This is a genomic window from Bacillus hominis (genome assembly GCF_030348325.1).
Lineage (GTDB): Bacteria > Bacillota > Bacilli > Bacillales > Bacillaceae_G > Bacillus_A > Bacillus_A hominis.
Window position 1 is genome coordinate 1,814,244 of sequence record NZ_JAUCFS010000005.1, and the last position, 22,403, is coordinate 1,836,646.

Sequence of the window (22,403 nt, forward strand, 5' to 3'; positions counted from 1 at the left end):
ACATGAGCTCTGAATTAGAACAAAATACGAGAAGTAGTAAAAAACGTTCTAAAAGAAAATCAATAAAATGGTTCATTTTAATTCCATTTTTCCTACTTATTTTTGGAGGAGTAGGATATGGATCGTTTATATATAACAAAGCAAAAGCTGTTGTAAGTGATGCATATGCAAAAATTGATAAGTCATCAAAAAGGGACAAAGAAGTGGAACCTTTAAAGGATAATATTTCGATTTTACTCATGGGTGTCGACGGAAGCGACATGAGAAAAAGCCAATATGGCGAAGCGGTTCGAACAGATGCACTTTTATTAGCGACAATTAATAAAGATGATAAATCCGTTAAATTAGTAAGTATTCCTCGTGATTCACGTGTTTATATTCCATCTAGAAAGAAATTAGATAAAATTACACACGCACACGTATTTGGTGGTGTTGAAAGTACAAGAGATACAGTGGAAAGATTTTTAAATGTTCCAGTTGATTATTATGTGAAGTTTAACTTTGAGTCATTTGTACAAATTGTAGATTCAATTGGTGGTATTGATATTGATGTACCGGTTACTTTCACAGAACAAGATAGTAAAGACCAAGCAGGTATGATTCATTTAGAAAAAGGTTACCAACATTTAAATGGTGAACAAGCCCTTGCACTTGCGAGAACGCGTAAAATTGACAGTGACGCAATGCGTGGTCAAAGACAACAACTTGTAATTGAAGCAATTGCGAAAAAAGCTATGTCTGTTCAATCAATTAGCAAAATGGGCTCTTTACTTGATGCAGTGGATAACAACATGAAAACAAACTTAACATTTGATGATATGCTTGCTATTACGAAAAATATGGCTGGATCTGATCTGCAAATGGAAAAACTGCAAATAGAAGGTACGGATAAACGTATTGGTGGTATTTATTATTACATTCCAAACGAAAAAAATGTGAAAGATATTTCGAATAAGTTAAATGAGCATTTAGGTGTTACACCAAAATCAACTCGAAATGAATAAGTATAAAAAAGGTTGGCCTCAGCCAATCTTTTTTTATGGAAATAGATTGCTTTATTTGTTTTTTAGTAGAAAAGCTACTAAATTTTTCAAATCTATATTTAAATCATTTAAATTTATATAAACAAAAGGTGTAATTGTACGATATACTAGAGGAGAAGAATTGGTAATTGACTCCTAAAGTAGAGAGAATAGATTCATCTCATTGCAAATTTAAAACAAATCTTCTTGAAAGTTGTACATAGTACAATTAAGAATTGGCATGAAAAGAGTAAAGAGTACAACGATTTTGATAAAACTCCCACTATAATTCATATATAATTTGTTTATATAGTGTAATAAAATAAATAGATGTATAATTATATTGGGTGATTTATATATGAGATTAATAGGGAGAGGGATTCGATAGAATGGAAAAGGCTTTTAAAATTAAACGAGTTGTAGTTGTTTTAATAGCGATTGCAGTAGTAGCTATTGGGTATTTCATGTTTCAATCTATTACTTCACCAGCAAAAGCTGTTGCGAAACAAGAAAATGTAGTGCAGCTTGCAAGTGAACAATCAAAAGTTGAAATGAATAAAACGGCACCAAGTCGTTTTAATGGACAGGAAAGAAAAGTTGCTTACCTTACATTTGATGATGGGCCAGGAAAATATACGGCTGAATTATTAAATATGTTAAAACAGCATGATGCGAAGGCGACATTCTTTTTAATTGGTGCGAATGTGAAACAGTTTCCTGATTTAGTAAAGCGTGAAAATGCAGAAGGACATTATGTTGGAATGCATAGTATGACACACAATTTTGCGAAGTTATATAAAAATGGCGAGTATGTTAATGAAATGAAAGAAGATCAAGGCTTAATCGCAAATATTATTGGGAAAGCCCCTAAATTAACACGTCCTCCATACGGATCGATGCCTGGTTTAAATGAAGGTCTCCGAAATAAAGTAGTTGAGGATGGTTTAAAAGTGTGGGACTGGACAATTGACTCTTTAGACTGGAAATACAATAAAGTACCAGTTGATGCAGCGGCAGCGCAAATCGCTCAAAATGTATTAGCTGGTGCAACAAAACCGCAAGAAGTCATTTTAATGCATGACATTCACCCGCAATCAGTTGCTGCTGTGCCAGCAATTTTGAAGGGTCTAAAAGAAAAAGGTTATGAATTTGAGGCATACCATGAAGAGAATCACTTCCCAGTGAATTTCTGGCACGATAACCGTATGTAATTGGAGGAATTGAAGTTGAAGTATGGAAAAGTAGCAGTAGTTGGAGCATTATCAGTAGGATTATTATCAGGTTGTTTCGGTGAAAAACCAGAAGAAAATTTATATACGGCTTTTGAAACAGCAGCGACACAAGAAAAATCGTTAGCTGATGATACGAAAAAGTTAGAGCAATTAGAAAAGCAAGGGCAAGAATTATATTCTCAAATTTTGCAAGAAGGTAAAGAACATAATGAAGCAGTTACGAAAAAGATAGAGGAAGCTACTGCAAATGTAAATGAGCGTGAGAAAGTATTGAAAAACGAGAAAGAGCTGTTAGAGAAAGCTCAGAAGGAGACGACATCAGTTCAAAGCAATATAGAGAAGCTTGAAGATAAGAAATTGCAAAAACAAGCTAAAGCAGTAGAAGAGTCGTATAAAAACCGTTATGATGCATTCCAAAAGATGAATGAGGATTACACGAAAGCCTTGGCGACTGAAAAAGAGCTGTATGAAAAATTAAAAGTAAAAGAAACGAAGTTAAAAGAAATTGGTGAAAAAGTTAAAACTGTTAATGAGTTAAATGTGGAAGCTCAAAAGGCGAAAGAACAATTTAACAAATACACAAAAGAGTATAATGACAGTAAATTAGCATTTTACAAAGATGCACAGATTAAGATTAAAGAACAAAAATAAAGAATGACCTTAATCGTAATAAAAAAGCTATAGAGAAAGCCGGGGAAACATTGTAAAAAATGTTTTTTCGGCTTTTGTCGTTAAATGAATAGAAAAGACTGGAATTGATATCATAAAAGAGTTATAGTGTATTATTCAAAGGAAAACATTGTAAAGTAAGGAGAATGAAATATGTCATATGAGTTTTTATTCAAATTAGGTTTAGCACTCTTTTTAGGATTATTCATCGGGATAGATAGGCAGCTAAAGAATAAACCACTTGGTGTGAAAACAAGTATGGTTATTTCTGTAGCAAGTTGTTTAATTACAATAGTTTCAATTGAATCTGTAAATGTATATTCTGTACCGGGTCATACGAATATGGATCCAATGCGATTAGCTGCCCAAATTGTTAGTGGTATCGGTTTTCTTGGGGCAGGTGTAATTTTACGAAGAAGTAATGACGTTATTTCTGGATTAACGACAGCTTCAATGGTATGGGCTGCTTCAGCTTTAGGTATTGCGATTGGAGCAGGGTTTTATATACAAGCGACGGTTGCAATGATTTTAATCATTTTAGCAATCAATGTACTTCCTCAAATTGTGAAAATTGCAGGACCGTATTCATTGAGACAAAAAGACTTATCAATAAAGATTACCGTAAACGAGCATCGAGAGTTAGATGGGATTTTTAAGCAAATTAAAAATTTAAATATGCAAGTGAAACGAGTGAAAATTAAAGATATTGATAATGGAGCATCTCAGCAATTAGAAATGGTAATTTTAGCTCCAGAAGATTTATATACAACTGAATTATATAGTTCTTTAAAAGAGATCGATCATGTTGTATCTGTAGAAGTTGAAAGTAGATAAAAAGAGTGAGAAAATTCACTCTTTTTTTAATGAAAAGAAACATTTTTCTATAATTAATTACAAAGGGGGATACAAGTGATGGAGATACATGTTCGAAGGGCAACGAAAAATGATATTGCAAGTATAGCAAAAGTGCATGTGGAAAGCTGGAAAACAACGTATAAAGGGATATTTTCTAACGGGGTTTTAGACAATATAACGTATGAACAACGAGAAAACCTGTGGAAAAGCATCTTCCAAAAAGATGATAAGAAGCAATATAGGTTTGTAGCAGAGACGTTAAATGGGGAAATCATCGGATTTATCGATGGTGGAGCTGAAAGAACAGGGACATATAATTGTGATGGGGAATTATATGCAATATACATTTTACAAGAGTATCAAGGAATGAAGATAGGACAAAGATTATTTCAAGCTTTACTATCTGATTGTAAAAAAGATAATATGCAATCTCTGTTAGTTTGGGTGGTTGCTAATAATCCTTCTAAAAAGTTTTATGAAAAATATAATCCGGAAAAAATTTACATGAAACTTTTAGAAAGACTAAATGTAGAAGAAATAGCATATGCTTGGCGAGATATGGATTGTTTATACAAATCACTATCAATTTAGAATTCGATAATATTATTATGTAAACTTAATTTACAAGAATGAAAAAATACATCAATTATTATATTGGTGTATTTTTTTGTTGATGGATTAAATGTTTCGAAAAGGTAAAAAATTTAGCTAGATAAAAAAATTCTGAAATATATATTGAAATGATTATCATTATCAATTAAAATTATGATTGATAATGAAATTCAATTATCGATAGTTTTATGAAAATTTTAATAGTGTTCGTCTAAAAGAGGAGGAGCAGTATGCAGCATGCGAAACAAATCGCGGAACATGCAACAATACAAAGCTTTTTAAATTGTTATTTAAGAGAAACAGGAAGTGGAGAATGGATTACGGAGGATAAAAGGATAGAGGATATTTTCTGTCATTCATTTCAAAGAGATACTATCCCGACTTATTTATGCTGTCGGTTATCGGCACAAAACGTTACTTTGTATGGAGAAGTTATATATAAATCACCAACAGACCGTCATTTGTTTGGAGAACAATTTTATTATCAAATTGGAGAAAGTAAGAATGTCATAAAAGCAGATTATGTTACGGTTATTACGTTTTTAATAAAAGAAATGTCTATGAACTATGGAGAGGGTACGAATCCTGCTGAACTTATGCTTCGAGTTATTCGTAGTTGTCAAAATATTGAGGGATTTATACGAGGAAGGGAACAGGATACAGCTGAATTATATGGTTTCCATACAACTTTTATAGAGGCGGAGCAATCTTTATTATTTGGACATTTAACTCATCCTACCCCAAAGAGTAGACAAGGTATATTGGATTGGAAAAGCTCAATGTATTCTCCTGAATTAAAAGGAGAATGCCAGCTTCATTATTTTCGCGCACATAAAAGTCTAGTAAGTGAGAATTCACTGTTACAAGATTCTACAACAGTGATGATAAAAGAAGAATTAAAGAATGACGATAAGGTTAGTAAGCCATTTATTGAAAAGTATTGTCAAGAAGATGAATATTCATTGATTCCAATCCATCCGCTGCAAGCAGAATGGCTATTACATCAATCTTATGTGCAAAATTGGATGAATCAAGGTGTACTGGAATATATCGGTCCAGTAGGTAAGTGTTATATGGCCACATCATCACTTAGGACGTTATATCATCCTCATTCAAAGTATATGCTCAAATTTTCATTCCCTGTAAAGGTGACGAATTCAATGCGTATTAATAAATTGAAGGAACTTGAGAGCGGCCTTGAAGGTAAGAAAATATTGAATACTAAAATTGGAGAGGTGTTAGAAAAGTTTCCAGGATTTGATTTTATATGTGATCCGGCCTTTATTACTTTAAAATACGGGGCACAAGAGTCTGGATTTGAAGTAATTATTCGAGAAAACACATTCTATAGTGAAAATGAAAATGATGCAACGCTTATCGCTGGATTAGTACAAGATGCAATCCCGGGTGAAAGAACTCGTTTAGCAAATATTATCCATCGCTTAGCGGATTTAGAAGGTAGAAGCTGTGAAGAAGTAAGTTTAGAGTGGTTTAGACGATATATGAATATCTCTTTAAAGCCAATGGTATGGATGTATTTACGTTATGGCGTTGCATTAGAAGCGCATCAACAAAATAGTGTTGTTCAATTGAAAGATGGTTATCCAGTTAAGTTTTACTTCCGTGATAATCAAGGTTTTTATTTCTGTAATTCAATGAAAGAGATGCTTAATAATGAGTTATCTGGTATTGGAGAACGTACTGGAAATTTATATGACGATTATATTGTAGATGAAAGGTTTCGTTACTATTTAATTTTTAATCATATGTTTGGACTTATTAACGGTTTTGGTACAGCAGGATTAATTAAGGAGGAAATTCTTCTCTCTGAATTAAGGTCTGTACTTGAATCATTCCTTCCATATAACCGTGAACCTTCTACATTTTTAAGAGAGTTGTTGGAAGAGGATAAGTTGGCATGTAAAGCGAATTTACTAACGAGATTTTTCGATGTCGATGAATTAACGAATCCGTTAGAGCAAGCAATTTATGTGCAAGTACATAATCCACTCGTTAGAGAAGTGGCTGTTCGTTCATAAATAGCGTTAAAATTTCACGTAATACAAATAATGGAATTTGGTATTTAGTCATAAAGTGGAGGAGTTTATGAAAGTGGATATGTATCAAACGAAAATATTGAAGGCACTTGAATCAGAAGATTACATTTCAGTGCGAAGAAGAGTGTTACGTCAATTAGTAGAATCGTTAATTTATGAGGGGATTATAACGCCAGTTCGTGTAGAGAAGGACGAACAAATTTTTTTTATTATACAAGGACTTGATGAAGAAAACAAAAGTGTTTCGTATCAATGCCATGGAAGAGAAAGAATGACATTTGGACGTATTTCTTTAGACTCATTAATAATAAGAGTCCAAGATGAACAACAAGAAATACAATCTGTGTCGCAATTTTTAGAAGAAGTTTTTCGGGTTGTGAACGTAGAACGAACTAGATTAGATTCTTTTATTCACGAATTAGAACAAACAATATTTAAAGACACGATTGCACAATATGAAAGAAATAATAAGGAAGAATATACTCAAAAATCTTACGATGAGCTTGAAAGCCATTTAATAGACGGCCACCCATATCATCCTAGCTATAAAGCACGCATTGGATTTCAATATCGTGACAATTTTCAATATGGATATGAATTCATGAAGCCAATAAAACTCATATGGATTGCAGTACATAAGAAATATGCGACTGCAGGTTATGAAAATGAAATGATTTATAGCAATACTTTAACAGAAGAAATTGGTGAGCAGAAAATAGAAGAATATATAAATCGCATTCAAAATATGGGATGTAATCCAAAACAGTATTTGTTTATCCCAGTCCATCCTTGGCAGTGGGAGAACTTTATTATTCCGAATTATGCTGATCATATACAGGGGAAGAATGTAATTTATTTAGGGGAATCATCGGATGATTACTGCGCGCAACAGTCAATGAGAACGTTAAGAAATATTACGAATCCAAAGAAGCCGTACGTTAAGTTATCGATGAATTTACTCAATACTTCAACTATCCGTACGTTGAAACCACATTCGGTTGTGAGTGCACCAGCTATATCAAATTGGTTAAGTGATGTCGTAAGTCAGGATCCTTATTTAAGGGATGAATCGCGCTTGATTTTATTAAAGGAGTTTTCAAGTGTAACGTATGGTACGAATAAGAAAGCTACATATGGTTCATTAGGATGTATTTGGCGTGAAAGCGTTCACGAATATTTAGATGAACAAGAGGATGCCGTTCCCTTTAACGGCTTATATGCAAAAAAGAAAGATAGTACACCAATTATTGATGCATGGTTAAACAAATATGGAATAGAAAATTGGATGCAATTACTTATTCAAAAAGCGATAATACCGGTTTTACATCTTGTTGTAGAGCACGGGATCGCATTAGAATCACACGGTCAAAATATGATTTTAGTCCATAAAGAAGGGCTACCTGTCCGGGTTGCATTAAAGGACTTTCATGAAGGACTTGAGTTTTATCGTCCATTTTTGAAAGAAATCGGAAAATGTCCTGACTTTACTAAAATGCATAAAACATATGCGAATGGTAAAATGAATGATTTCTTTGAAATGGACCGTATTGAATGTTTACAAGAAATGGTTTTAGATGCGCTTTTCCTGTTCAATTTAGGTGAACTGGCTTTCGTGCTGGCAGATGAGTATCAGTTGAAAGAGGAACAATTTTGGATCATTCTTGTTGAAGAAATAGAAAATCATTTTGAAAGATTTTCGCATTTGAAAGAACGTTTTGAAGCATTACAATTATATGCACCTACATTTCATGCAGAGCAATTAACGAAGCGTCGTTTATATATGGATGTGGAATCGCTTGTTCATGAAGTTCCAAATCCATTGTATAGAGCAAAGCAACTTACAATACAAAAATCAGTTGTTACAGGGGGAAATCATGCTAATCGTTAATAAACAAGAATTTAGCAAATATGATTTTGAATTGAGATTACAAGGTTACGAGGGAGTGGAACAATTTCAAGAAGCAGAAGGAAATAGATTTGCACTTTGTCTGAAAGATCCATTCGATATTATTACGCTTGTGTTTTTCCTAAAAGAAAAAAGAGCATCTGTACTACTTATTCATGAAGATACGCCAAAGGATACAGCTATTGAAATGGCAAATCGCGCAAAGTGTACTGCACTTTTATACGGAGAAAGTAACGACTTTACAAAATTAGAAGTTCCAAATCTATTACAAGAAGAACCGTCTTTATTGCAATATAGTTCAGGCACAACAGGAGAGCCAAAACTTATTCGTAGAGCATGGACGGAAATTGAAACAGAAATTGCTGCTTACAATGAAGCTTTAAAATGTGAAGAAGACGAAGTGCCAATTGTAATGGCTCCAGTTTCACATTCATACGGATTAATTTGTGGCACGTTATCAGCAATTACGAGAGGTAGCAAGCCTATAATCATCACAAATAAAAACCCTAAATTCGCATTAAATATAATTCGTAATACCGAAAAACATATCATATATGCAGTACCACTTATGTTACATATTATGGGGAGTTTTCCACAAGGGACTTTTCAGTTTCATAAAATTATGACATCTGGATCACCTTTGCCGGAAACGTTATTTTATAAGTTAAAGGGCATGACGAAATACATGATGCAGCAGTACGGCTGTTCTGAAGCTGGTTGCATTAGTATATGTCATGATATGGAGAGTCATTTAGATTTAGGAAAACCACTTCCACATGTAAGTATAAACATAGGATCAGATGAAAACGAGCCTGAAGAAATCGTAGTAAAAATTGCCGAGAAGGAAATTTTTACGAAAGATTTAGGGTATGAATCTGAGCGTGGCCTTCATTTTATGGGGCGAATAGATGATGTTATTAATGTGTCCGGTCTAAAGGTCTTTCCTATAGAAGTGGAAGAAACGATGCTTCGATTAGAAGGTATTCAGGAGGCGATTGTATACCGTGGCAAGCATCCTGTGATGGGGGAAATAGTAAAAGCGAAAGTAGTCTCTCGTATTGAACCAGTACAAATAAGAGAATGGTGCATACAGCATTTACCGTCTTATAAAGTACCGCATGAAATTGAAAATGTAGCAGAGATTCCGAAAAATAAAACAGGGAAAGTAAGTCGGAAGTTATTAGAGATGGGAGAGATAACAACATGAGGCGTGAAATGTTAAAAGAAGCAGTTTTAAGCATTATGAGAGAAAAAATGGAACTGAAAAATGTAACGCATTTAGAAGAAACGATGCGTTTAAATCAAGATTTATATATTGATTCAGTAATGATGTTGCAGCTTATTGTATACATTGAAATGGAATTAAAGTTATGTGTTCCAGAAGATGAGGTAGATCCAAAGGCATTTCTTACAGTAGGATCTTTGCTTGACTTTATGGAAGAGTTAAAGCCGTTACAAGCAGAAAATATGAATAATTAACTTTGAGAAAGTGGGTGAGAGTATGACTTCAATTAAAGTTCACTGTTTAGTGAGTTGTTTTTGTGAAATTATAAAAAGGCGTAGTGATATAGATTTCCGTCCATTTTATTTCGGATTATGGGATGGAGATTTTGATATAACAGAAGGCGGGATTATTTCTTATCATTCCGAAAACATTAACCATGACAATTACTTGCTTTGGTATGAAAAATTGTATGGGATAAAAGTGAACGAATGGTATGATTATTCAAAAGATAAGAGTATCAATGTAGAAACATTTTTAGAATTAGTGGAAAATAAGCCTGAAAATCGTTACATAATTGTAATGGTCGATATGTCTTTATTACCAGAGAGAGAAAATAAGTTTCATCAAAAACCGTTTCCACATTATTTAATGATATCAAAAACAGAGAAAGAAAATGAATGGTTCATGCTTGATCCTGATTTTCGCTGGGAAGGGAATATGGAAAAAGATAAAGTGCTTCACTCTGTTAAAGACAACCCATTTGGTGGAGGCTATTTCATTGATATAGAGGGAATTCAGGAGCCGACACAAGAGATGATAGAAAGTTATTTCATGGAAACATTCAAAAAGAATGATAATGAATTAACTATGGAATTAAAAAATTTAATTATAAAAATGGTAAATGAAGAGGATGGGTATTCACTTTCTGGGCTCGTAACGGCAGTAAAGCAAATACCCGTATTGGCAATACGTAAATATAGCTATGAACATGCCTTTGCATACTTCCGTGAAACGTTACAATATGCGGAGCAAGAATTTGAGTATTGGTGTGATCGAGTGGAAGACATTGTACAAGGATTTACAAATGTACAGTATCGCGCAATCAAAATGGTAATGACAAACGATAAAGATATGTTAATACCAATTGTTGAGAAGCTTGATGAAATGAATACAATTGAACTGCAGATTAAGGATGAATTAGAGAAACAGTTTCTGTCATGGAAAGATATGAAAACAAATCAGTCTGTCTTAACTAATACAAGTTCATTGAATTTAAGGTAAGGGAGTTCAAACCTATGAAATATTCACTATGTACAATTTCATTTCGCCATCAACTAATTTCATTTACTGATATTGTTCAATTTGCATACGAAAACGGTTTTGAAGGAATTGAGTTGTGGGGGACTCATGCACAAAATTTATATATGCAAGAGCGTGAAACGACAGAACGAGAAATAGATTATTTAAAGGATAAAAATTTAGAGGTCACGATGATAAGTGATTACTTGGACATATCATTATTAGCAGATTTTCAAAAAACGATGGAAAAATGTGAGCAGCTGGTAACACTAGCTAATTGGTTTAATACAAATAAAATTCGTACGTTTGCTGGGCAAAAAGGTAGTGAGGATTTCTCGGAACAAGAGAGAAAAGAGTATGTGAAGCGAATTCACATGATTTGTGATCTATTTGCTCAGCACAATATGTATGTACTATTAGAAACACATCCAAACACGTTAACGGATACTTTGCCGTCTACTTTGAAATTGTTAGAAGAAGTAAATCATCCATATTTGAAAATAAACCTTGATTTCCTTCATATATGGGAGTCTGGTGCAGACCCGTTAGATAGTTTTCAGCGACTAAAGCCGTGGATACAACATTACCATTTTAAGAATATATCATCAGCGGAGTATTTACATGTGTTTGAACCAAATAATGTATATGCCGCTGCTGGAAGTCGTATAGGAATGGTTCCATTATTTGAAGGTATAGTAAATTATGATGAAATCATCCGGGAAGTGAGAAATACTGATTATTTTGCTTCGCTTGAATGGTTTGGGCATAATGCGAAAGATATATTGAAAGAAGAAATGAGAGCATTAACAAATAGAAAATTAGAAGTAGTAACCTCATAAGATGAAATGATGTAAGAGTCTCGTTTAAGAGACTCTTTTTTTATGAAATAAATAACCAAAAATTACCATGTATTTAATTTCGGATTTGATACAATTTAATATATATAAGGAGGTGATCGGTAATGGCTAGAAATCGTAACGCTAATCAATTAGCATCACATGGAGCACAAGCAGCTCTAGATCAAATGAAATATGAAATTGCACAAGAGTTTGGTGTACAACTTGGAGCTGATACTTCTTCACGTGCAAACGGTTCTGTAGGCGGTGAAATTACAAAACGCCTTGTAGCGATGGCAGAACAACAGCTTGGTGGCGGATATACTCGCTAAATGTAGAAGGTTATAGGAGAAAGGAAGGATTCTTCCTTTCTTTTTTATTTTCAATTAATTGGTATGGATATATTGTGAACAGGATTCAAAGAATAGGAGTAATGCTATATTTTACCCAATTTCTTTTGTTGTAAATGGAAAGTAGTAAAGATGAAATAGCCCTGGTGGAATGTAAACATAATTTCCAGCAGGGCTATTATATGGTAAGAAATATATGATGAAAGGTTCCGAAATCAACATGTTAAAAAAAGAAAACTGTTGTTTAATTGCACTTGCATCAGTTCCACTTGTTATGACGTTAGGTAATTCAATGCTTATTCCAATCCTACCAACCATTGAAAAGAAATTACATATTTCATCTTTCCAAGTATCCATGATTATTACAATTTATTCTATCATTGCAATTATACTCATACCGATTGCTGGTTATTTATCAGATAGATGGGGACGAAAAATGGTAATGGTTCCAAGTTTATTAATTGCAGCTATTGGAGGAGCGATAACGGGCTGGGTATCATGGAAAGTTGATAACCCTTACGTTTGGATTCTTATCGGAAGAGCAATTCAAGGGATAGGTGCTGCTGGTGCTATGCCAGTTGTCATACCATGTGTAGGTGATTTATATAAAGATGAAAAACAGGTTAGTGCAGGCTTAGGAATCATTGAGACGTCAAATACATTTGGAAAAGTATTGAGTCCCATATTAGGATCAGCTCTTGCGGCTATTGTATGGTTCTTACCATTTTGGGCGATTCCAGTTTTATGTGTAATATCAATTATTTTATTACTGGTACTAGTAAAGGCGAAGAAACAAGAAGAAGAAGCCCCACCACTTAAAGAATTTATTCAATCTATTATCTCTACGTTTCGAGAAAAGGGAAGATGGTTAATTGCCATTTTTATACTAGGTGCAATTATTATGCTTATTTTATTCGGAATACTTTTTTATCTGTCAACTATACTGGAGTCGAAGTACGACATTCATGGTATATGGAAAGGGTGTGTACTCGCTATTCCTTTGCTTGTGCTATCACTTAGCTCATATATGGCTGGTAAAAAAATTGGAGATAAACAAGATATTATGAAAAAGTGTATTTATATTGGATTTTTACTGGCTGCTGCATCTACCTTCTTACCTTTATTTCTAAAAGGAATCTATTTGCTACTTCTTTGTCTCGTTATTATGGGGATAGGAATTGGTATTGCGTTACCGTGTTTAGATGCTCTTATTACACAAGGGATTGAAAAAGAGCAGAGGGGGACAGTTACGTCATTTTATAGTTCAATGCGATTTATCGGTGTAGCAGCTGGACCACCCCTGTATTCTTTTTTTATGAAAGGGGCGGACCATGAAGTATTTTATTTAACAAGCATCTTCGCTGCTATTGGTGCCGTCATAGCAATTATTTGGATTAAACCAGCAAAAGATAAAATGATGTTAAAACAGAAACCGGAACTGGAACCAACTTCATAATCTGAAAGAGAATTGCATGCTAATTACATAACATGCAATTCTCTTTCATTAGTTAGGAAAAATAACTTGTTTTAACATATAAAGTGCGACTCCCCATATGATTAGCCCTGAAAATTTATTTAATACTGTAATCGTTTTTCCTGTTGAGTCTAATCCTTTTAGAAATTTTCCAGAAAAAGCTAAACTAATAAACCAAATCCAAGAAACTATAATTGTTGCAAAAGTGAAAGCCCATTTCTCACTTCCTATGTACTGTATAGAGTTTGTTCCGATTACACCAATTGTGTCTAAAATTGCGTGTGGATTTAGTAATGAAACCGATGCGGCGAAAATAATTTGATTTTTTAAAGGCATGCTTTTGTCTTGTTTTACATCATTTGAAGGATCGCTTCTCCAAATAACCCAGCCCATATACATAAGAAAGAAAAATCCAATCATATACAAGGTGGTTGTTAACCAAGAGAAAGTTAGGAGGACAAGGGAGACACCTTGTACAGCAATTAATATTAATAATGTATCACATATAGATGCAGTCAAGACTACAGGAGCAGCTCGCCAAATATTTGGTTGACTAGCGCCTTGGTTAAAGACGAAAACATTTTGGAAACCTAATGGAATGATAAGACCAAATGCAAGGATGATACCGTGAATAATTGCTTCACTCATTATATTACCTCCTACTTAATGTGATTAATTATGATAGTCTATATTGTATAGAAGAAATGAAAATTTGTATCCATCCATATGGTTGGATAGGTTACCAACCATAAAATATGTGAGGTGAGATAATGGAAAGGCTCGTTTGGAAACCTAATATGTCTTCGTCTATTCCTTTATATAAACAAATAGAATCTTATATAAAAGAAAGAATTATTAATGGGGAATGGACAGTTGGAACTAAATTACCTTCACAAAGAGATTTGGCGCATATGTTTGAAGTAAATCGAAGTACAATTGTAATGGCTTTCGATGAATTAGTAGCAAAAGGGTATATTGAGGGGAATGGCCGGAAGGGAACAATTGTTATAAATAATAGTGAGAGTACTTCTACATATGCCCCGCCTCCAAACTGGCAGTCTTATGTAGAAACAGGACTTCATTATCCGAATCTTCCTGCTGTACAAGAGATTAATCAAGCAGAATTTACTCCTAATGTAATTAGATTAGGAACAGGTGAACTTTCACCGAGTCTCTTGCCTGAGAAAAAGATGAAGGGTATTATTAATAAAATTTTACAATCAAATGTTACACTTGGGTATGAGGAACCGAAAGGAAATCTCCATTTAAGAGAAAAAATTGCGGAATATTTAAAAGGGCACGGGGTATATGTATCTCCTGACGCTATTTTAATTGTTTCAGGGGCAATTCAAGCACTGCAACTTATTTCTATGGGGCTTCTTCCGAAAGGAGCATCAATTTTATTAGAAAAACCATCATATTTATATTCGCTTAATGTATTTCAATCAGCAGGAATGCGTTTGATTGGAATACCAATGAATGAGAATGGTATAAATACTTCATATATTACAAAATATAAGAAACAATTTAACGCATCTATTTTATATACGATCCCATCTTTTCATAATCCGACCAATTTTAGTATGAACGCTAAGAAGAGGGAAGAAGTGATGGAGATATGTAATGAAATTGGATTACCTATTATTGAGGACGCGGTATATCAAGATTTATGGTTCGATGCACCAATTTCAAAGCCTTTAAAGGCATATGATAAAAATGGTATCGTGCTACATATTGGAAGTATGTCCAAAGTCATTAGTCCTGGTTTAAGAATTGGATGGGTTGTTGGATCAGAATCCGTTATTCAAAGATTAGCAGATATAAAAATGCAAACTGATTATGGTTCAAGTTCTATATCCCAGCAGATTGCAGCGGAGTGGTTTGAAAATGGATTGTATGATGAACATTTACAGTTTGTAAGAAGTGAATTGAAAAAACGTAGAGATTTTATGATAAGTATGTTAGAAAAGTATTGTAGGGGCATTGCAACTTGGCATGAGCCAGTAGGAAGCTTTTACATTTGGCTACATATAAATCTCCCAATTTCGAATCGAAGTTTATTTGACAAAGCTTTGCAAGAAAAGATTTTATTAAATCCAGGTACTTTGTATGATAGAAGTGCAAATGAATTTTTGCGCCTTTCTTATTCATATGCAACTGTAGAAGAAATTGAAGTTGGAATAAAAAAGATCGCACAATTAATTAAAGGGTAAAAGGAGAAAACCATGAAACAATATGTGATTTGCCAAATGATTGATGGAGATAAATATTTAGCTGCTTATGCGGAAACAAAACAGGATGCAATTGAAAAGGCAGAATTGTTAGGGTTAAGAACTGGAAATCGTTATATAGTAATTACTGCGGAAGAAGCAGAAGGGTTAACTTATCCTTAAACAATAGGAGAGTACATAAGAAGTAAATAAGCCTAATAATATACTATATTATTAGGCTTATTTACTATTAAAGTATGACAGGGAAAATAATATAATTATGAGTCAAGTTGACGGAAATACCGGTTTGTTTTTCGATCCTGATTTCCGTCTCTATATTCATCAACATATTGCCTGAAATTCCAGGATTGTAAAAACTTATTAGCGGCATTATAACCAGAGTTATAGAGCCATTCTTTCTCTTCTTTAGTTAATTGGAAATCAGTACTTGTAATGGTTCCTGTTGGAATTGTAATAGTTCTAGCCTTTGATTCTTTATCTAAATGACGTAAATCATGGGCTTGCATCATCGTTTTAAATAGTCCTTTGAACATGGAAATAGGTTCTTCATAGTGGGCGGGATCAGCTTGAATCTCATCTTTTACAAAATGAAATCCAAAGGTAGGCCAGCGAGGAGAAGTCGGTGAATCGAAAATCCAAATTGGATAATTACTTAAAATACCGCCGTCAACCATATAACAAGGTTGTTTCCATTTCGGTGTTCTCCATTTCACTGGTTCGAAGAAGAAAGGAATGGTTCCACTCATTCTTACTGCTTTAGCGATAGGGAAGCGATAATTTAAAAATCCGTAGTTTGGCAAGTCATCAGGAAAAATAACCATTTTACCATTGCTTATATCTGAAGCGATAATTTTGAGTTTATTCAAATCGGGTAAGTCTGTAAACAAATGAATTCCTTTTTTTCTAAGCAGGTCTTCTAGCCATTCTTCGAGAAATACATTTGAATAAATACCTAGAGTAGACCAAGCGCTTAATCCTTTACCAATAAAGGGGATTCTATCAAGAAAAGTTTTTTTAGTGAATTTTTCATAATCAATGTCAGTTACAATCGTTTTTAATTCGGAACAGGAGTATCCTGCTGCTAGAAGCGCTGCGATAATAGCACCAGCTGATGTCCCTGCAACACGCTCCCATTCATAGCCTTTTTCAGCTAATGCGCAAATTGCCCCTACATGAGCAATTCCACGTACACCGCCTCCCTCGAAAACACCATCTATCTTCATAAAACATACTTCCTTTCTAATGGGAAATTTAAAAATGGCAAAAAAGCACGTACAATACGTGCTTTTTTACAATAGTTTTTAAGTTTACTAGCAGCCGAATCCGCCGCCCCAACAGCTAGCTCCGATGATGATTAGAAGGATAAATAAAACGATTAATAAAGCGAAACCTCCATAACCACAACCGCCACCGCCGCCGTATCCGTAACCACAGCAACTATATCCGTAACCCATGTGGAATTCCTCCTTATATTAAAAATGAAAATGAACGTGGGGAAAATGTACTGGAAGGAATAAAGAACTATCGTGTTTGTAGGAACAATGTATACTATGCTCTTTTAAACTTGTTCGCGTACGAGGGATAAGCCCGTTTTTTTGAAGGCTTGTTGATTTTACGATGAATGAAGTATAATCTTTGTGCTATGATACAAATAAGTATGTAAATGTAAGGAGAATTTATGGATAAAAAAATTGAAGTATTAATTGATAAATATGGACTGACACATTTAAAAGAGGAGCTTATTAATACTGTATTTCCTTGTGTAAAAGTTGTGCCAAAAAAACAGGAAACAATTGCGATAGGTAGTTCGAAAATGGGTGGAGTTCCTGATTTGCCGGATTCATTTGAATATCCAACATACAAAGGGAATCCTCTATGCTTTATCGCGCAATTTAACTTAAGTGATTTACAAAACGTTGGCATGGATCATAATCTTCCTAAGACAGGGATGTTATATTTCTTTAGTATTGAAAATTACTTTGAAGAAGATGTGGATCCAACCGAAGCTGGCCGTGTACTTTATAATGATGTTCCTATAGAGCAATTACGAAGAGCTGATGAAATACAAGCGAAATATATCCAATGTGCAATTACTTTTGAACTGACGTATAAATTACCGGAGCTTTTCATTGAAGATGAGGCGGATTCAGATCGTTTCTTGCAATTACTTGAAGAGCTAATCCCAGACAACTATGATAATCATCAAATGTTTGGAGAACCATTCTCTGTACAAGATGAGGTATTGTACGAGACTGGACAATATATGGGGATAGATCCACAGCATATGAAGCTCTTATTCCAAATTGATTCAGATACTAAAAATTGTAATATGATGTGGGGAGATTTAGGAATGCTTTATTTCTGTATTGGAAATGAAGACTTGAAAAATCGACATTTTGAAAATACATGTTGTGTGTTACAAACTTGCTAAAAAAAGGGTTGTTCTTTTTCTAAAAGAACAACCCTTTTAAAAATGTTAAATATGCATAATCTCATATGACCTATTTTAAAAAGTATTGTATACTCTGAAACTATACGATACTTTTTTGTATAGTTATAGAATGTAAGGAGTGACGAGATGAGAAAGACAAATAAGTATGTAACAGCTGCCCTGTTTTGTTCAACAATTGCAATGGGCAGCTTACACGCGTCGTCTGTATCTTACGCAGCTACGAAATCGACTGTAGTTACTACACAATCAGACGCTAAATTATTAAATGATTTTCGAAAAGAATTAAAAAAACATATTGATGATCGGGATGAAAATATTACAATCGCATATAAAACAAAAGATAGAAATGCTAGAGAGGTTATGGACCAATTATACAAAGAATATAATAAAATTGTAGATGCTGATGAGTATGTAAAATATAATGTAGCGTCTACTAAATATTCTATAAAAGGGATGCCTGGGAATTATACGTTTACACTACAAGTGAAGTATCGTGAATCAAAAGAGCAAACACAGTATGTAAGGTCTCAGGCGAAAGCAATTGTAAATTCTATCATTAAACAAGGTATGGATGAACATGAAAAAGTGAAAGCTATTCATGATTATGTTGTGAAACAAGTATCATATGATACTTCTTATCAAGCGTATACAGCGTATGAAGCGTTAGCGAATCGTTCTGCAGTTTGCCAAGGATATACATTATTAACATATCAATTATTGCAAGAAGCAGGTATTAAAAATCATATTGTAACAGGTACAGGGAATGGACAAGCTCACGCATGGAATTTAGTGAACATTGATAACAAGTGGTACCACCTTGATACTACATTCGATGATCCAGTGCCAGATAAAGCTGGGCGCGTGACATATTCATATTTTAATATGTCAGACGAGCAGTTAAGCAAAGACCATGAATGGGATCGAAGTAAATATCCAGCAGCAACTACAAGTTACTTTGGTGAATTAACAAGTAAAATAAAAGCCGGTAGTTCAAAAACTGCTGCATATGAACAAATGTTAAAAGAAACAAATTTAAAGTATTTGTCTGCACAATATGGAGCGGAAACTTACAATGAATTTAAGAAAAAATTACAGCAACAATTTGCTTCCAAACCAGAAAAAGTAGAAGTGCGATATAAGCAGACAATGGATGGAACGATGCAAGATATAAAGAAAGTATTAAATGAAATCACTTGGCCAAAAGGTGTAAAGCGTGTATCGTATCAAGTTGCGCCATATAGTGCAATGACAGGTTATTCATTAGCGACAATTACATTTACGTATTAATGGAAAAGAGCATCTTTAAAAGGTGCTCTTTTTGTGTTCAATAATTATCTTAGTGACTATTTTGAATTATATGATAAAATAATTGGGAATGAAGGGTGTGATAGCTAAATGAATTTGTTCGAAAATAATATATTTGCGTTGATATATTTTTGTTTAGTAATTGGACTTATCGTTTTGTTTTTCATATCATTTACTTTATTTATTAGAAGGTTATTGCAAAACAGCTCTGCGAAAAAACAACATATAATCAATATGAATCAGAAATTAGATCGGATTATTGAATTGCTTGAAAGAGATAAAAATAATGGAAGATGTATGAAAAGGAGAAACAGATGGCGAATTACATAAAGGAATTACGTGAAAAAATAGGGCATGATTATGTTATTTTGAATTTTGCTGGTGGTTGTGTATTTAATGAATATGGTGAAGTACTTCTCCAAAAAAGAGGGGACTTTAATGCTTGGGGGTTTCCGGGTGGTGCGATGGAAATAGGAGAGTCTGCTGCGGAAACTGCGATCCGAGAAATAAAAGAAGAAACAGGATATGATGTAGAAATAAATGAGCTTATTGGGGTGTATACAAAATATTTTCAAACATATCCAAATGGAGATAAAGCACAGTCAATAGTGATGTTCTTTTCATTCTCAATAGTTGGAGGAGACAAAAAAGTAGACGGTGATGAAACGTTGGATTTGAAGTTTTTCCCGTTAGATAAAATGCCACCTTTATTTTGTAAACAACATGAAGATTGCTTGCAAGATTTATTAGAGAAAAGAGTAGGGGTATATCGCTAACATATAAAAAAGAAGCTAAAAGATTAGCTTCTTTTTTCATGTTCTATTTCCACCAATCATCAAACATAGACGCTGGTACTTGTCTTTTATGTTCGCTCACTGTATAACGTTTTTCAATCTTTTCAGCAACGTCAGCTGGTACTACTTTACCTTCTAAATAGTCATCTAATTGATCATATGTAATACCTAACTCTGTTTCATCAGCTTGACCTGGTTTTTCATCTAATAAATCAGCAGTTGGCATTTTTAAGTAAAGTCGCTCGTCTGCACCTAATTCTTGTAATAGAGCACGTCCTTGGCGCTTCGTTAATCCTGTTAATGGTAATAGATCTGCACCACCATCTCCGAATTTTGTGAAGAATCCTGTTACAGCTTCAGCAGCATGATCCGTTCCGATAACAAGTAGGCCGTGTTGTCCACCGATTGCATATTGTGTAACCATACGGATACGTGCTTTCACGTTACCCTTATTGAAATCAGTTAATGATTCACCTAATAAGTTTTCGTATTGATTTGAAAAGGCATCAACTGTTGAAGCAATATCAAATGCAGTTGATTGATCAGCTTGAATAAATTGTAATGCTAATTGTGCATCATCTTCATCTTTTTGTACTTTGTAAGGAAGGCGAACAGCGATAAACGTGGCGTTACCACCTTCGTTACGAATTTCTTCAACTGCAAGCTGAGCTAAACGTCCCGCTAATGTAGAGTCTTGTCCGCCACTAATTCCAAGTACAAATCCTTTCGCACCTGTTTTTTTTACATAATCTTTTAAGAAATCAACGCGTTTACGAATTTCTACTTTCGCATCAATTACAGGCTGAACATGTAATGCTTTCATAATCTGTTCTTGTAATGTCATTATGTTTTCCTCCTATTCATATTAAAGCGGTAAATAAGTTTATATGTATATTGGAACATACTTCTATCCTTTATTATTTCGCAAAACTAACGAATATACAATAGGATGCGTGTATGAATATGAATGTAGTAATTATAAGTAAACTTTATTGTATAAGCAATTTTTTTAAACCTTTCAATAATGTCATGTAATCTGGTGATACATAAAAGTTGAATACAGAAAACTCAAGTCTAAAAAGGAGACAGGTGTTTAAATTATTTACCTAAAGTATTTAGTCGTTCCGTCAACCGTTCAAAGTCTAAATCTAATATTAACTTTAACTGTCCCTCATATGCCCTACTTAATCTACTTACTCCAAGATCCCCCAATGGTGCACCGAAATGAACCCCTGAATTTCTAAAATATTCTTCTGTTTCTTTAAGAATGTTATTAAAAGGAATAATATATTCAAAGAAAGTGATGAGCGTCGTAGAGTCTGTGATGTCTAAATAGTCAGAAATATCTGTGTATAATATTTCCCAGTTTTGTGGGAGGATTATTGGTTCTATATTTATTCTTGTAGGTGTTTCGTATCTATATTTTAAGTCTTTAATAGTATTTTCAATGTTAATAAGCAGTCTGCGACAACTTACTCTAATATTTTTTGTAGGTATATCAGGAACATAATAATTTACAATGGTATTTGCAATTTGACCGTTATTTTGATACTCATTTTGTATTTGGATTTTTGTTTCAATATGCATGTTTAGAATCAATTGATTGACAATGTCTATGCTAACTTCATCTTCATTTATAGGATTATTATTGTGATTTTTTTTAAGTGCTATTAATCTTTCAACAGTATAAGATTCTACATCACTATCGATTACGTCATGATGTATAGGACACATTAAGATGAGATTATCAAAACCTCGTCTCTCATCGGCATCCTGGTTCAGATCATATCTGGGGCCTCCTTCAGAGCGCGCTTTAATATGACAAATTTTCCCTGTTACTTTTTTGCCTTCCACTAATTTATTTTTGCATTTAGGAAATGCACACTGATTTCCTGACAATGCAAATAATCTTTTAATAGTACTTGGTGTTGGATTATCGGTAGTACTCATCTATATCCTCCTTTTGGGTAATAAATCCATTATAAATCTCTTTAAGTATAATTGGTAGAACATTGTTGCGGAAGGTAAATATAAAGCCTTAAATAAAGATGTTTTGATTTTTAAATTCGTAAAAAGTTAAATTA

24 protein-coding genes are annotated in these 22,403 nt (G+C 33.7%); 19 read left to right on the plus strand and 5 right to left on the minus strand.

From position 1 onward, the window contains the following. Positions 1-2: 2 nt before the first annotated feature. The 13 genes from QUF93_RS11675 to bcbE all read left to right on the plus strand — a co-directional run bounded on the left by QUF93_RS11675 (position 3) and on the right by bcbE (position 13,519). Complete coding sequence (locus tag QUF93_RS11675) at positions 3-1,004, plus strand: LCP family protein (RefSeq protein ID WP_289358877.1); 1,002 nt, start codon at positions 3-5, stop codon at positions 1,002-1,004. Between the two features lie 407 nt (positions 1,005-1,411). Continuing rightward, positions 1,412-2,233, plus strand: coding sequence for a peptidoglycan-N-acetylglucosamine deacetylase (locus QUF93_RS11685; RefSeq protein WP_289358878.1), 822 nt, complete (start codon positions 1,412-1,414; stop codon positions 2,231-2,233). Between the two features lie 15 nt (positions 2,234-2,248). Further along, on the plus strand, positions 2,249-2,905 hold the full coding sequence (locus QUF93_RS11690) for a YkyA family protein (RefSeq protein WP_289358879.1): 657 nt from the start codon (positions 2,249-2,251) through the stop codon (positions 2,903-2,905). 171 nt (positions 2,906-3,076) lie between these two features. Further along, positions 3,077-3,757, plus strand: a complete 681-nt coding sequence (locus QUF93_RS11695; protein ID WP_289358880.1) for an MgtC/SapB family protein — start codon at positions 3,077-3,079, stop codon at positions 3,755-3,757. 75 nt (positions 3,758-3,832) lie between these two features. Beyond that, entirely contained in the window at positions 3,833-4,369 is a 537-nt protein-coding gene (locus tag QUF93_RS11700) for a GNAT family N-acetyltransferase (protein WP_289358881.1), read from the plus strand. Positions 4,370-4,620: 251 nt separating this feature from the next. Next, positions 4,621-6,429 (plus strand): IucA/IucC family protein, encoded by a 1,809-nt coding sequence (locus QUF93_RS11705; RefSeq protein WP_289358882.1) that lies wholly within the window; start codon positions 4,621-4,623, stop codon positions 6,427-6,429. A gap of 67 nt (positions 6,430-6,496) precedes the next feature. After that, complete coding sequence (locus QUF93_RS11710; RefSeq protein ID WP_289375291.1) at positions 6,497-8,335, plus strand: IucA/IucC family protein; 1,839 nt, start codon at positions 6,497-6,499, stop codon at positions 8,333-8,335. Then, positions 8,322-9,560 (plus strand): AMP-binding protein, encoded by a 1,239-nt coding sequence (locus QUF93_RS11715; protein ID WP_289358884.1) that lies wholly within the window; start codon positions 8,322-8,324, stop codon positions 9,558-9,560. Before QUF93_RS11710 ends, QUF93_RS11715 begins: the two co-directional genes overlap by 14 nt. Further along, on the plus strand, positions 9,557-9,832 hold the full coding sequence (gene asbD / locus QUF93_RS11720) for a petrobactin biosynthesis protein AsbD (RefSeq protein ID WP_002118457.1): 276 nt from the start codon (positions 9,557-9,559) through the stop codon (positions 9,830-9,832). The genes QUF93_RS11715 and asbD overlap by 4 nt, the downstream gene beginning before the upstream one ends. Positions 9,833-9,854: 22 nt before the next feature. After that, positions 9,855-10,859, plus strand: a complete 1,005-nt coding sequence (locus tag QUF93_RS11725) for a DUF6005 family protein (protein ID WP_289358885.1) — start codon at positions 9,855-9,857, stop codon at positions 10,857-10,859. Positions 10,860-10,873: 14 nt separating this feature from the next. After that, on the plus strand, positions 10,874-11,716 hold the full coding sequence (locus QUF93_RS11730; protein ID WP_289358886.1) for a sugar phosphate isomerase/epimerase family protein: 843 nt from the start codon (positions 10,874-10,876) through the stop codon (positions 11,714-11,716). A gap of 122 nt (positions 11,717-11,838) precedes the next feature. Further along, positions 11,839-12,045: an alpha/beta-type small acid-soluble spore protein gene (locus tag QUF93_RS11735; RefSeq protein WP_000113539.1), complete on the plus strand. Its 207-nt coding sequence runs from the start codon at positions 11,839-11,841 to the stop codon at positions 12,043-12,045. A 214-nt stretch (positions 12,046-12,259) separates the two neighbouring features. After that, the gene (gene bcbE / locus QUF93_RS11740) at positions 12,260-13,519 is read left to right on the plus strand and encodes a bacillibactin exporter BcbE (protein WP_289358888.1); all 1,260 of its coding nucleotides are present in this window, start codon (positions 12,260-12,262) and stop codon (positions 13,517-13,519) included. A 48-nt stretch (positions 13,520-13,567) separates the two neighbouring features. On the opposite strand, the gene QUF93_RS11745 is transcribed toward bcbE, so the two are convergent. After that, positions 13,568-14,185 (minus strand): LysE/ArgO family amino acid transporter, encoded by a 618-nt coding sequence (locus QUF93_RS11745; RefSeq protein ID WP_289375293.1) that lies wholly within the window; start codon positions 14,183-14,185, stop codon positions 13,568-13,570. A gap of 122 nt (positions 14,186-14,307) precedes the next feature. On the opposite strand from QUF93_RS11745, the gene QUF93_RS11750 reads away from it, so the two are divergent. Then, on the plus strand, positions 14,308-15,750 hold the full coding sequence (locus QUF93_RS11750; RefSeq protein WP_289358890.1) for an aminotransferase-like domain-containing protein: 1,443 nt from the start codon (positions 14,308-14,310) through the stop codon (positions 15,748-15,750). Positions 15,751-15,762: 12 nt separating this feature from the next. Then, positions 15,763-15,930: a DUF3933 family protein gene (locus tag QUF93_RS11755; protein WP_000816387.1), complete on the plus strand. Its 168-nt coding sequence runs from the start codon at positions 15,763-15,765 to the stop codon at positions 15,928-15,930. A gap of 95 nt (positions 15,931-16,025) precedes the next feature. Here the strand turns inward: QUF93_RS11755 and QUF93_RS11760 are convergent, their stop codons facing one another. Then, positions 16,026-16,991, minus strand: coding sequence for a patatin-like phospholipase family protein (locus QUF93_RS11760; RefSeq protein ID WP_289358891.1), 966 nt, complete (start codon positions 16,989-16,991; stop codon positions 16,026-16,028). Positions 16,992-17,078: 87 nt separating this feature from the next. Continuing rightward, on the minus strand, positions 17,079-17,222 hold the full coding sequence (locus QUF93_RS11765) for a YjcZ family sporulation protein (RefSeq protein ID WP_289358892.1): 144 nt from the start codon (positions 17,220-17,222) through the stop codon (positions 17,079-17,081). Between the two features lie 224 nt (positions 17,223-17,446). Here QUF93_RS11765 and QUF93_RS11770 point away from each other — a divergent pair, with 224 nt between their 5' ends. The 4 genes from QUF93_RS11770 to QUF93_RS11785 all read left to right on the plus strand — a co-directional run bounded on the left by QUF93_RS11770 (position 17,447) and on the right by QUF93_RS11785 (position 20,301). Further along, on the plus strand, positions 17,447-18,199 hold the full coding sequence (locus tag QUF93_RS11770; RefSeq protein ID WP_289358893.1) for a YwqG family protein: 753 nt from the start codon (positions 17,447-17,449) through the stop codon (positions 18,197-18,199). Between the two features lie 147 nt (positions 18,200-18,346). Beyond that, on the plus strand, positions 18,347-19,507 hold the full coding sequence (locus QUF93_RS11775) for a transglutaminase domain-containing protein (RefSeq protein ID WP_289358894.1): 1,161 nt from the start codon (positions 18,347-18,349) through the stop codon (positions 19,505-19,507). Between the two features lie 108 nt (positions 19,508-19,615). After that, entirely contained in the window at positions 19,616-19,855 is a 240-nt protein-coding gene (locus tag QUF93_RS11780; protein WP_289358895.1) for a DUF4083 domain-containing protein, read from the plus strand. After that, entirely contained in the window at positions 19,840-20,301 is a 462-nt protein-coding gene (locus QUF93_RS11785) for an NUDIX hydrolase (protein WP_002118482.1), read from the plus strand. The genes QUF93_RS11780 and QUF93_RS11785 overlap by 16 nt, the downstream gene beginning before the upstream one ends. Before the next feature lie 43 nt (positions 20,302-20,344). Here the strand turns inward: QUF93_RS11785 and nadE are convergent, their stop codons facing one another. Next, the gene (nadE, locus tag QUF93_RS11790) at positions 20,345-21,163 is read right to left on the minus strand and encodes an NAD(+) synthase (protein ID WP_289358896.1); all 819 of its coding nucleotides are present in this window, start codon (positions 21,161-21,163) and stop codon (positions 20,345-20,347) included. A 254-nt stretch (positions 21,164-21,417) separates the two neighbouring features. After that, positions 21,418-22,269: a hypothetical protein gene (locus tag QUF93_RS11795; RefSeq protein WP_289375295.1), complete on the minus strand. Its 852-nt coding sequence runs from the start codon at positions 22,267-22,269 to the stop codon at positions 21,418-21,420. Between the last annotated feature and the right edge of the window lie 134 nt (positions 22,270-22,403).

Coding starts and splice junctions, on each gene's coding strand:
- QUF93_RS11675 (WP_289358877.1), top strand. CDS start 3: ATGAGCTCTGAATTAGAACAAAATACGAGAAGTAGTAAAAAACGTTCT.
- QUF93_RS11685 (WP_289358878.1), top strand. CDS start 1,412: ATGGAAAAGGCTTTTAAAATTAAACGAGTTGTAGTTGTTTTAATAGCG.
- QUF93_RS11695 (WP_289358880.1), top strand. CDS start 3,077: ATGTCATATGAGTTTTTATTCAAATTAGGTTTAGCACTCTTTTTAGGA.
- QUF93_RS11705 (WP_289358882.1), top strand. CDS start 4,621: ATGCAGCATGCGAAACAAATCGCGGAACATGCAACAATACAAAGCTTT.
- QUF93_RS11710 (WP_289375291.1), top strand. CDS start 6,497: ATGAAAGTGGATATGTATCAAACGAAAATATTGAAGGCACTTGAATCA.
- QUF93_RS11715 (WP_289358884.1), top strand. CDS start 8,322: ATGCTAATCGTTAATAAACAAGAATTTAGCAAATATGATTTTGAATTG.
- asbD (WP_002118457.1), top strand. CDS start 9,557: ATGAGGCGTGAAATGTTAAAAGAAGCAGTTTTAAGCATTATGAGAGAA.
- QUF93_RS11725 (WP_289358885.1), top strand. CDS start 9,855: ATGACTTCAATTAAAGTTCACTGTTTAGTGAGTTGTTTTTGTGAAATT.
- QUF93_RS11730 (WP_289358886.1), top strand. CDS start 10,874: ATGAAATATTCACTATGTACAATTTCATTTCGCCATCAACTAATTTCA.
- QUF93_RS11735 (WP_000113539.1), top strand. CDS start 11,839: ATGGCTAGAAATCGTAACGCTAATCAATTAGCATCACATGGAGCACAA.
- bcbE (WP_289358888.1), top strand. CDS start 12,260: ATGATGAAAGGTTCCGAAATCAACATGTTAAAAAAAGAAAACTGTTGT.
- QUF93_RS11745 (WP_289375293.1), bottom strand. CDS start 14,185: ATGAGTGAAGCAATTATTCACGGTATCATCCTTGCATTTGGTCTTATC.
- QUF93_RS11750 (WP_289358890.1), top strand. CDS start 14,308: ATGGAAAGGCTCGTTTGGAAACCTAATATGTCTTCGTCTATTCCTTTA.
- QUF93_RS11755 (WP_000816387.1), top strand. CDS start 15,763: ATGAAACAATATGTGATTTGCCAAATGATTGATGGAGATAAATATTTA.
- QUF93_RS11760 (WP_289358891.1), bottom strand. CDS start 16,991: ATGAAGATAGATGGTGTTTTCGAGGGAGGCGGTGTACGTGGAATTGCT.
- QUF93_RS11765 (WP_289358892.1), bottom strand. CDS start 17,222: ATGGGTTACGGATATAGTTGCTGTGGTTACGGATACGGCGGCGGTGGC.
- QUF93_RS11770 (WP_289358893.1), top strand. CDS start 17,447: ATGGATAAAAAAATTGAAGTATTAATTGATAAATATGGACTGACACAT.
- QUF93_RS11775 (WP_289358894.1), top strand. CDS start 18,347: ATGAGAAAGACAAATAAGTATGTAACAGCTGCCCTGTTTTGTTCAACA.
- QUF93_RS11780 (WP_289358895.1), top strand. CDS start 19,616: ATGAATTTGTTCGAAAATAATATATTTGCGTTGATATATTTTTGTTTA.
- QUF93_RS11785 (WP_002118482.1), top strand. CDS start 19,840: ATGGCGAATTACATAAAGGAATTACGTGAAAAAATAGGGCATGATTAT.
- nadE (WP_289358896.1), bottom strand. CDS start 21,163: ATGACATTACAAGAACAGATTATGAAAGCATTACATGTTCAGCCTGTA.
- QUF93_RS11795 (WP_289375295.1), bottom strand. CDS start 22,269: ATGAGTACTACCGATAATCCAACACCAAGTACTATTAAAAGATTATTT.